Annotated in this window: 6 protein-coding genes; 3 read left to right on the top strand and 3 right to left on the bottom strand. The window is 39.6% G+C overall.

The window, feature by feature from the left end:
- Positions 1-120: 120 nt before the first annotated feature.
- A complete protein-coding gene (locus ACORHU_RS04280) occupies positions 121-1,107 on the top strand; it encodes an L-lactate dehydrogenase (protein WP_049539154.1) in 987 nt (328 codons plus the stop codon).
- Between the two features lie 280 nt (positions 1,108-1,387).
- Here the strand turns inward: ACORHU_RS04280 and pyk are convergent, their stop codons facing one another.
- From pyk to ACORHU_RS04265, 3 genes are all read right to left on the bottom strand, one after another.
- The gene (gene pyk, locus ACORHU_RS04275; protein WP_061088094.1) at positions 1,388-2,893 is read right to left on the bottom strand and encodes a pyruvate kinase; all 1,506 of its coding nucleotides are present in this window, start codon (positions 2,891-2,893) and stop codon (positions 1,388-1,390) included.
- A gap of 58 nt (positions 2,894-2,951) precedes the next feature.
- Positions 2,952-3,959 (bottom strand): 6-phosphofructokinase, encoded by a 1,008-nt coding sequence (gene pfkA / locus ACORHU_RS04270; RefSeq protein WP_020900675.1) that lies wholly within the window; start codon positions 3,957-3,959, stop codon positions 2,952-2,954.
- A gap of 81 nt (positions 3,960-4,040) precedes the next feature.
- Complete coding sequence (locus ACORHU_RS04265; protein ID WP_434364998.1) at positions 4,041-7,142, bottom strand: DNA polymerase III subunit alpha; 3,102 nt, start codon at positions 7,140-7,142, stop codon at positions 4,041-4,043.
- A gap of 380 nt (positions 7,143-7,522) precedes the next feature.
- Between ACORHU_RS04265 and ACORHU_RS04260 the strand changes: the two genes are divergently transcribed.
- Both ACORHU_RS04260 and ACORHU_RS04255 read left to right on the top strand, forming a co-directional pair.
- Entirely contained in the window at positions 7,523-9,805 is a 2,283-nt protein-coding gene (locus ACORHU_RS04260; RefSeq protein ID WP_434364996.1) for a Xaa-Pro dipeptidyl-peptidase, read from the top strand.
- 522 nt (positions 9,806-10,327) lie between these two features.
- A complete protein-coding gene (locus ACORHU_RS04255; RefSeq protein WP_001043027.1) occupies positions 10,328-10,798 on the top strand; it encodes an arginine repressor in 471 nt (156 codons plus the stop codon).
- Positions 10,799-11,113 lie beyond the last annotated feature (315 nt).

Below are 11,113 nucleotides of genomic sequence, written 5' to 3'. Positions count from 1 at the left end.
CCCTACTAAAACGTTTACATCAAGATCTGCAAGGCATATTCGTGACAAAGCTTTTTAAAAGTGATAGAATGAATTTATCTGGGAAAATCCCTAAATAAAATTAAGGAGATGTTTAGACAAATGACACTAACTAAACAACACAAAAAAGTTATCCTTGTTGGTGATGGTGCCGTAGGTTCATCTTACGCTTTCGCTCTTGTTACTCAAGGAATCGCACAAGAACTTGGTATTATTGAAATCCCTCAATTGTTTGAAAAAGCAGTTGGTGATGCTGAAGACCTTAGCCATGCGCTTGCATTTACTTCACCAAAGAAAATCTACGCTGCTAAGTACGAAGACTGTGCGGACGCTGACCTTGTTGTTATCACGGCTGGTGCTCCTCAAAAACCAGGTGAAACTCGTCTTGACCTGGTAGGTAAAAACCTTGCTATCAACAAATCAATCGTTGAACAAGTCGTTGCTTCAGGTTTCAATGGTATCTTCCTTGTTGCTGCTAACCCAGTAGATGTCTTGACTTATTCAACTTGGAAATTCTCTGGATTCCCTAAAGAACGCGTTATCGGTTCAGGTACTTCACTTGACTCAGCTCGTTTCCGTCAAGCACTTGCTGAAAAAATTGGTGTAGATGCACGTTCAGTCCACGCCTACATCATGGGTGAACACGGTGACTCTGAGTTTGCCGTTTGGTCACATGCTAACGTTGCCGGTGTAAAATTGGAACAATGGTTGCAAGCTAACCGTGACTTGGATGAAGCGGACCTTGTAGAACTCTTCATCTCAGTTCGTGATGCTGCTTACTCAATCATCAACAAAAAAGGTGCAACATACTACGGTATCGCTGTAGCCCTTGCTCGTATTACAAAAGCTATCCTTGATGATGAAAATGCTGTTCTTCCACTTTCAGTATTCCAAGAAGGTCAATATGGAGTTGAGAACGTCTTTATCGGTCAACCTGCTATCGTTGGTGCCCACGGTATCGTTCGTCCAGTAAACATCCCATTGAACGACGCAGAAACTCAAAAAATGCAAGCATCTGCAAAAGAATTGCAAGCTATCATTGATGAAGCATGGAAAAATCCTGAATTCCAAGCAGCTTCAAAAAACTAATCTAGCTATAGACAACTCCTTGAATCATCAGGGGGTTGTTTTTTCTGTATTTAAACTTAATATCTGTTTTACGTTCGCTTCTACAAGACAGCGTATCTTGTGTAAGCCATAAAAAACAACTGTAATCTATACTCACATTACAAATGTCATGAAACAAGCAGTGATTGATTCACTTGATACTGTCTCATTAAATATCAAGTAAAAAGTTGTGCCCCATAGACAAAAAAATAGCCCATCATACAGGCTATAAGCTTGATATGATAGGCTTTTTCAATTTTGATTAGCGGACTGTACGGATACGCATTGTATTTGTACGAACAGCTTCTCCTACTGGTACACCAGCAACGATAACGATATCATCACCTGATTCAACAAGACCTGCTTCTACCGCTTTACGTTCAGCAATTTCGAACATATCGTCAGTTGATGATGGAGCATCTGTCAACATTGGGATAACACCCCAGTTCAACATCAAGCCACGTTCTGTCAATTCGTCGAATGTCAATGCCAAGATATCAGCATTTGGACGGTATTTAGAAATCAAACGTGCAGTGTGTCCAGTCTTAGTAAGAGTTACAACCAATTTAATGTCCATTGAGTTAGTAGCATCTTTAACAGCTGAAGCCATTACTTCTGTCTTAGAGTTACGTTCGAATGAATCTGAGTTCAAACGTCCGTATTCGTTAAGAAGAGTTTGAGCATTCTTGTCGATAGTAGCCATTGTAGTTACTGACTCAAGTGGGTATTTACCGTTTGCAGACTCACCTGAAAGCATTGTAGCGTCAGTTCCATCGATAACAGCGTTAAATACGTCTGATACTTCTGAACGAGTTGCACGTGGTTTTTCAGTCATTGTTTCAAGCATGTTTGTTGCAGTGATAACAACTTTACCTGCAGCATTGACTTTCTTGATGATCATTTTTTGGTAAACTGGAACCATTTCAAATGGTACTTCGATACCCATGTCACCACGAGCGATCATGATACCATCAGCAGCTTCGATGATTTCATCCAAGTTGTCGATACCTTGTTGGTTTTCGATTTTAGCGAACAATTGAACGTGTCCGTTACCAGTTTCTTTACAGATTGCACGAACTTCGTTAACGTCTTTTGCAGTACGTACGAATGAAATCGCGATGAAGTTGATACCTTGTTCAAGACCAAAGCGGATGTCATCGTTATCACGTTCAGCAAGAGCTGGGAAAGGAATTTTAGTGTTAGGAATGTTAACACCTTTTTGTTTAGCAATTACGCCATCGTTTTCAACTTCAACTTCAAATTCACGAGCCGCATCATCTTTAGCAACCACACGAAGACCAAGTTTACCATCGTCAACCAAAACTTGACGCCCAACTTCAACATCATCATAGATATCAAGAGCACCAGCAACGTTCAATGCAATCACATCACGAGTTGATTTGATTCCTTGCTTAGTAGCAACACGGATTTTTTCACCAGTTGTGTAAGAGTACTCTTTTGCATCTCCTTCAAACAATTCAGTACGGATTTCTGGTCCTTTTGTATCAAGAAGGAAACCAACTTTTTTACCTGCAAGTTTTTCAGCAAGTTTAACAGTTGCCATACGGTCACCTTGCTCTTGGTGGTCACCGTGTGAGAAGTTGAAACGGAATGTGTTAGCACCAGCTTCAATCAATTTAGCAATGTTTTTAGCTGAAGCTTCAACATCAAGTTTTTCACCCCAGTATCCGTCATCACCGAATTTTTTACCACCACGGATTTCTACCGCAGGTCCCAAAGTTGCAACGATTTTTACACGTTTGTTCATGATTTTTGTGACTCCTTTATATATATGACCTTTTTGGTCTTATTAACTAAATTATAAATTATGACAAGCTCTTATTCAAGCTAGATAGTTCAAGATCAGCCTTGTGTGGGTTGTTAACCACAATCTTACCATCTGCAGTCAAGCTGAACAATGCTCCTTCTTCTGCAGTTCCAAGAATTGGGTTTTCAACCATTTTCTCATTACGGATACCAACCGCAACACCACCGATACCTTCTTTAAGAAGTTTAACGGCATGAGCACCCATACGTGATGCTAAAACACGGTCACGCGCAGTTGGAGAACCACCACGTTGAATATGTCCAAGTTCTGTAACACGAAGGTCGCTTGTATCTCCAGCTTCTTTCAGTTTTTGACCAAATTCAGCCGCTGACATCACACCTTCAGCCAAGACGATGATATTGTGTTTTTTACCACACTCATAACCAGCTTTGATACTTGCTACGATATCTTCCATCTTGAAGCCTTCTTCAGGGATGATGATTTCATCAGCACCAGTTGCGATACCTGCCCAAAGAGCGATATCACCTGCGTTACGTCCCATAACTTCGATAACAAAAGTACGACGGTGACTTGATGATGTATCACGAATCTTATCGATAGCGTCCATAGCAGTAGTAACCGCAGTATCAAAACCGATTGTGAAGTCAGTACCAACGATATCGTTATCGATTGTACCTGGAAGACCGATAGCTGGGAAGCCATGTTCAGTCAAACGCATAGCACCGTGGTAAGATCCGTCACCACCGATAACCACTACGCCTTCAATCCCGTGTTTTTTCAATTGCTCAATCCCTTTAAGTTGCCCTTCAAGTTGAGCAAACTCTGGGTAACGAGCTGAGTGAAGGAAAGTACCACCACGAGAAATGATGTCTCCTACTGAAGCAGCATCTAGGGGATGAATTTCACCAGCAACCATTCCAGCATATCCATCATAGATACCAAAAACTTCCATTCCTTCTGAAATTGCTTGACGAACAACTGCGCGGATGGCAGCGTTCATACCAGGGGCGTCTCCACCACTAGTCAAAACAGCAATACGTTTCATTTAGTTTATGCTCCTTTTTCTTTTAACATTCCTACTGATTATATCACATTTAAATGGAAAATTCTTCTATTTTCCGTAATTTTAGTGATAAATCGTTTTCATAGCAATTTTATCCAATTTCGCTTCTAATTCATTGGATTTAGTCACAAAATATTGGGAAGAAACAATTGTTTTCTGTTCCTCTTCATACCTTATGATGACTGGGATTGGGCCTTTATACTGGTCTAAGATGTTTGAAATTTCTTTATCATATTCATGATTTTTAACCTGAATCCAAAATCGTTCAGCCACTGCTTCTTTCAAATCTTGTGCAATCATTTGCAGACGGCCATCACGTGACTGGATTTTTCCTTTTATATAGTAGAAGGCTCCCTCTTTTATTTCCTGCCCAACCTGACGATATAAGTCTGAAAAGAGAGTGACATCCAATTTTTTCTTGCTATCATCCACCTGTAAGAAAGCCATATTTTCACCCTTTTTGGTACGAATTACTTTTATCTTCTGAACTTCAACCAAAATAATAGCGTAGCTATTTTCTGACAAATTTCCGATTGGGGTAATCGGGTAAATAGCTTTACTTGCAATAGTTTGTAGGGGATGTTTGCTGACACCTATCCCTAAAAGCTCTTGTTCCATATAGAATTTTTCTTGTTCAGTCCAATCTTCCGATTCCTGCCAGCTATAAATTGTATCACCAAACAAGCTTCCCAACTCTTTCACAAATTCAAATAGATTATCTAAATTATTGAATACTTTTTGACGATTTTTTTCAAATGAATCGAAAAGACCAACTTTTACCAAAGGTTCCAGCAAAGGAAGTTTCAGATAATTATCAGGTAATTTAGCTACAAAATCTTCAATGTTCGAATAGGGTCTATTTTCAATGATCCAAAGCGCCAAATCTTTGCTGACTCCCTTAATCGATTTCAGACCTAGGTAGATGGACCTGTTCGCGATTTTATCGTGATAAGGAATAGTATTGATTGACAGAGGCGCTACTTCAAACCTTGCTTCTAAGGCATCTGTTAGGTAATCACTGTTGGCAGAATTTAACATGACCTGATAAAAAATGGCTGGATAATGTGTTTTGAAATAGGCCAGCTGGAAGGCCAAGGCTGAGTATGCATAGGCATGTGACCTATTAAAACCATAACCTGCAAACTTCTCCATGACATCAAAGACCTGTTCTGCCTTTTCCACAGTATGACCAGCTTCTAATGCTCCCTGAATAAAGGAAGCCCTCATCTCATGCATGGCAGAGGCATCCTTTTTCCCCATAGCTCGACGCAAAATATCGGCTTTCCCAAGACTAAATCCAGCAAAACGCTGAGCAACCTGCATAACCTGCTCCTGATAGAGCATAATTCCGTAAGTTGGAGCCAAAATATCCTCCAGTACTGGATCCAGAACCGTCACTTCTTCCTGCCCATGCTTTCTTGCCACAAAATTATTGATGTAGTCACTAGCACCTGGTCGATTTAGGGAAGTAGTCGCTACGACATCTTCAAAACAGACTGGCTGCACACGCTTGAGCAAACGAATAGCACCAGGTTGCTCAAATTGAAAGATACCTTTTGTATTGCCAGATGCAAATAAAGCCAGCGTTTCTTTATCTTCCAAATCGATTTCTTCTATTTTCAAGTGAATATCTTCTGTTTCAGCAAGCAACTCTTGCATGTTCTGGACAAAGGTCAAATTTCGTAGTCCCAGAAAGTCCATTTTCAAAAGCCCACTAGCTTCAACTCCATGAGCATCATACTGAGTCAGTGGAATTTCATCACCATGCTTTAGAGGAATGTAGTCGGTCAAATCTTGGTCACTGATCACAACACCAGCCGCATGGACAGATGTTTGTCTTGGATATCCCTCTATCTTGCAAGCAATTTCAAAGGCTTTTTGGTATTCCAACTTACTATTGATTTGCTGACGAAACTGGAGGTTACCCTCATAGGCTGACTTGAGATTGTCCCGAAAACTGATTTTCTTAGTAATTGCGGATAATTCATACTCGGGCACACCAAAGCGTTTCAAAACATCACGCAGAGCCTGCTTGGCTCCAAAGGTTGAAAAAGTAACGATTTGAGCCGCATGTTTACTACCATATTTATTGCCAACATACCTGATAAAATCTGGACGATAAATATCAGGAATATCGATATCAATATCAGGCATGGTATAGCGTTCACGATTGAGGAAGCGTTCAAAAATCAGATTTTTCTCTACCGGGTCAATCCCTGTAATGTCTAAAGCATAGGAAACCAAGCTACCAACCGCGGAACCCCGTCCCATTCCCATATAGTAGCCATTCGAACGTCCGAAACGCAGCAAATCCCAGACAACCAAGAAATAATCATCAAAGCCCATATCATGAATAACAGCCAATTCTTGGTCTAGACGATCTTGATATTCTTTACTAGTCAACCCCTTCTGAGCAAGTCCCAGCTCAGCACGTTCTCTCAACTCTTCTACTGCTGGTCTCGCTGGATTAAAGCGAGGCAGTTTCAAACTAGTATCCAAATCATAATAAATACCTGAAATAAGTTTTTCTAAATTGTCCAAGGCTTGCGGAAAACGTTCTTGGAATAGTTTCTCTAAAGAACTTGCTGATATAAGGACATCTTGTCGTGAGCGTAAGGGAACTTCTCTGAGTGGTAGATTTTCTTTAATCGCTGTTAACACTTGTAGAACTTCTCTATCCCTGCTTTCAAAAGCATTGACCCGATAAAGGGGCAAGATTGGATGATGAAATTCACTTGCTACTGTTTCTGGATAAACCCCAATATAGTAATCACAGCCTAGTTCCAACGACTCAAATCCATCGAAATAAGGTACAATAACCGCGATATCCTCTAGGTATTGGGACAGGACAGACCAAGTTTTCTCACCCTGCATCTTGGCTGTTGAAAGTTTCATCAACTGCTGATAGCCCACACTAGATAGAGCTAAAAAGCGCAAATTCACTTCCTGCTCATCCACTAAAAGAGTCATTTCAAGCCCTAATAAAGGATGAATGCCGTATTTTTTTGTAACCTCTAGAAAGTCGAAAGCCCCATAAAGATTGTCAATATCCATCATAGCCAAATGAGTGTAGCCATATTCTTTAGCTGCTCTCACATACTTGTCTATTGAAATAACACTCTCCATAAAACTATAGACTGTTTTTGTATCTAGTTGTGCGATCAATTTACACTTCTCCTCTATCCTTCTCACTATATTATACCATTTTTCAAAAAGAGAAAGACAAAAGCATTGAATCCTGTCTATATTTTATCCTTAAAGTAAAATTTTTTGAACGAAAAAAGTAAAAATACATTTAAAGAATCAAATGCTCCGGTAATTTTTTTACTTTTTTATCCCAAGAAATGAATATATCTTTTAAAATAGAAATACATATCCAGTTAATCTATTCATTATGATAACTTGTTTTAGGCTATAGAGTTGTACCTATTTTTCATATAAATCATATTCATTATTATTGAATTAATTTCTTTCTCATTTAACGATTCCCTTTATCCTATTTTTTTGATATAATAACCTTAATTATTGTTTTATAAGGAGGTTATATGCGCTTTAATCAATTCAGCTATTTAGCACTTCCAAGAAATACTATTTTATATGAATTAAAAAAGTATGGATTTGATTTTCCATCTGATATGGCAGACAAAAAGATGTTAGAGGCTTTTTTAAGTCGTTTCTTTTTTACTTATAAAGATAGTACCTATCCTCTATCCAGTTTGGCAGTTGATAAAGAAACTGACTTGCTAACATTTTTTCAATCAGAAGATGAACTGACAGCAGATATTTTTTATACTGTTGCTTTTCAACTTTTAGGCTTTTCTTATTTGGTTGATTTCGAAGATAGTGACGTTTTCCGTAAAGAAACTGGATTTCCCATTATATACGGTGACTTGATTGAAAATCTCTATCAGTTACTCAATACTCGCACCAAAAAGGGAAATACTCTTATCGACCAACTAGTCAGTGACGGTCTTATTCCTGAGGATAATGACTATCACTACTTTAACGGCAAGAGTTTGGCTACTTTTTCTAGCCACGATGTTATTCGAGAAGTGGTCTACGTCGAATCTCGTGTGGATACTGATCAAAAAGGGCTACCAGACCTAGTCAAGGTCAACATTATTCGTCCTCGTTATAACGGACAAATCCCCGCTGTCATGACAGCCAGTCCCTATCATCAGGGAACCAATGACAAGGCTAGTGACAAGGCTCTCTACAAGATGGAGGGCGAACTTGAAGTTAAACCTGCTCATAAGATTGATCTAGAAGAACCTCAACTCAATCTCGTCCAACCTCAAGGTCAAGCTGAACTAGTGTCAGAAGCTGAGGAAAAACTAACGCACATCAACGCTAGCTATACACTCAACGACTACTTCCTTCCACGAGGGTTTGCTAATCTCTATGTGTCAGGTGTTGGTACCAAAGACTCTACTGGTTTCATGACTAACGGAGACTACCAACAAATCGAAGCTTATAAAAATGTCATCGACTGGCTCAATGGTCGTTGCCGTGCCTTTACTGACCACACGCGCCAGCGTCAAGTCAAGGCTGACTGGTCAAATGGAAAAGTGGCCACAACTGGACTTTCCTATCTAGGTACCATGTCAAACGGCCTTGCCACTACAGGTGTAGATGGTTTAGAAGTGATCATTGCCGAGGCTGGTATTTCTTCATGGTACAACTACTACCGTGAAAACGGTCTGGTGACTAGCCCAGGTGGTTATCCTGGAGAGGATTTTGACTCACTTGCTGAGTTAACCTACTCTCGTAATCTCTTGGCTGGCGACTATATTCGTGGTAATGAGGCTCACCAAGCTGATTTGGAAAAAGTAAAAGAACAACTGGATCGCAAGACTGGCGACTACAATCAGTTTTGGCATAACCGCAACTATCTGCTCAATGCTGATAAAATAAAGGCAGAGGTTGTCTTTACCCATGGTTCTCAGGATTGGAATGTCAAACCACTTCATGTTTATCAGATGTTCCATGCTCTACCTACTCATATAAACAAGCATCTCTTTTTCCATAATGGTGCCCATGTTTATATGAACAACTGGCAGTCCATTGACTTCCGTGAATCTATGAACGCCTTATTGACTAAGAAATTATTGGGACAAGAAACAGATTTTCAACTTCCGATCGTTATTTGGCAGGACAATACCGCTCCTCAGACTTGGTTATCACTTGATAACTTCGGTGAGCAAGAAAACTTTGAAACCTACTCACTTGGTCAAGAAGAGCAAATCATTCAAAACCAGTACCCAGATAAGGATTTTGAGCGCTATGGTAAAACATACCAGACCTTCAATACAGAACTCTATCAAGGGAAAGCCAATCAAATTACTATTGACCTTCCTGTGACCAAAGATCTCCACCTGAACGGTCGAGCTCAGCTCAAGCTTCGTATCAAATCCAGCACCAACAAGGGGCTCTTATCAGCCCAACTGCTAGAATTTGGACAAAAGAAATACCTACAGCCTTACCCAGCTATTTTAAGTGCTAGAACCATTGACAACGGTCGCTATCACATGCTGGAAAATCTCTGTGAATTGCCATTTAGTGCAAATACACAACGAGTCGTGACAAAAGGCTATCTCAATTTACAAAATAAAAATGATTTACTGTTGGTAGAGGATATTACTGCAGATGAATGGATGGATGTCCAATTTGAACTGCAACCAACTATTTACAAGCTAAAAGAAGGAGACACTCTCCGTTTAGTTCTCTATACTACTGACTTTGAAATCACGATCCGTGACAATACCGCTTACCACCTGACTGTCGATCTTGAACAGTCTACTCTTATCCTACCTTGTCAAAATGTATAAGGTACCTGACTTTCAATATGGAAGGTTTCTAAGGAAAAGTCAATCCAAGACCCACTGACCTTCCTAGCATCAGATACACCCACTTGAACAGTCGAAAAAAACTACAACTTGGTATCAAATCCAGTTCAAATTAAGGCTATTAGATGTCCTACTACTGGATCTTGAACAAAAGATACCGCCCCATAACCAACATGTGTGACCCTCTATCATACACGCTACCACACCACATGTTGGACAAACTCTGTGAATTGCCATTTGGCGTAAATTCACAACAAGTCGTGACAAAAGGCTACCCTAATTTAATGATTTACTGTTAGTAGAGAACAGCAATGTAGATGAACGAATAAATTTCTCATTTATCTGCACCCAACTAGTGACAAGTTAAAAGAAGGAGATTCTCTCCGTATCGTTCTAAATTACTACTGACTTTGAAATCATCATACGTGACAATACCGCTTACCACCCGACTGACGATCTCGTTCAGTCCACGCTTTCTGTACCTAGTACAAGGAGTAACATTATATGAATAAATCTGAACACCGACACCAACTCATACGAGCTCTTGTAACGAAAAATAAGATTCACACACAAGCTGAGTTACAAGCTCTTCTTGCTGATAATGACATTCAAGTTACACAAGCTACACTTTCGAGAGATATTAAAAGTATGAATCTCTCAAAGGTACGTGAGGAAGATAATTCCTACTACGTTCTCAATACTGGTTCCATCTCAAAATGGGAAAAACGTCTTGAAATCTACATGGAAGATGCTCTCGTCTTGATGCGCCCAGTTCAGAACCAAGTCCTGTTGAAAACCCTTCCTGGACTTGCTCAATCATTCGGTTCTATCATTGATGCTTTGAACTTCCCTGATGCTATTGCTACCCTCTGTGGCGATGATGCCTGTCTTGTCATCTGTGAAAATGCAGAGGCTGCCCAACATTGCTTTGAAGAGTTGAAAAAATTCACCCCTCCATTTTTCTTTGGTGAGTAAACAGAAACTAAACTCAAAATCTGCAAAAGTCTCAAAATTTTAAACAGCATTGTATTGATGTCGGATAACATCCGGCAAATACAGTGTCTCATTTTACTGAAAAGTAAGCTGTGCAGTTTAATAAAACAAAAAAGAGAAATCTAACTCATACTTGATTACAAAAGCTCCCCTTATAGTGGACAGTGAAAAAACAAACATTCACTAGAAACTATAGGGGGAGTCTTCATATATCTAAAAGAAACTCTAAATCCGTTTCATCTTGATATATAGTAGATTGAAACAAGATGTGAACAAGTTTATTGAGAAATTCAAATT

Origin of the sequence: Streptococcus sp. KHUD_015 (assembly GCF_051106265.1) — a bacterium.
In the GTDB taxonomy this organism is placed as follows: domain Bacteria; phylum Bacillota; class Bacilli; order Lactobacillales; family Streptococcaceae; genus Streptococcus.
The sequence above is the reverse complement of the archived record's forward strand: the minus strand, read 5'-3'. Positions and strand labels throughout refer to the sequence as shown.

Bases quoted from the DNA above. Each gene is read 5' to 3' on its own strand.
- pfkA (WP_020900675.1), bottom strand. From the start codon at position 3,959: ATGAAACGTATTGCTGTTTTGACTAGTGGTGGAGACGCCCCTGGTATG.
- pyk (WP_061088094.1), bottom strand. From the start codon at position 2,893: ATGAACAAACGTGTAAAAATCGTTGCAACTTTGGGACCTGCGGTAGAA.
- ACORHU_RS04260 (WP_434364996.1), top strand. From the start codon at position 7,523: ATGCGCTTTAATCAATTCAGCTATTTAGCACTTCCAAGAAATACTATT.
- ACORHU_RS04280 (WP_049539154.1), top strand. From the start codon at position 121: ATGACACTAACTAAACAACACAAAAAAGTTATCCTTGTTGGTGATGGT.
- ACORHU_RS04255 (WP_001043027.1), top strand. From the start codon at position 10,328: ATGAATAAATCTGAACACCGACACCAACTCATACGAGCTCTTGTAACG.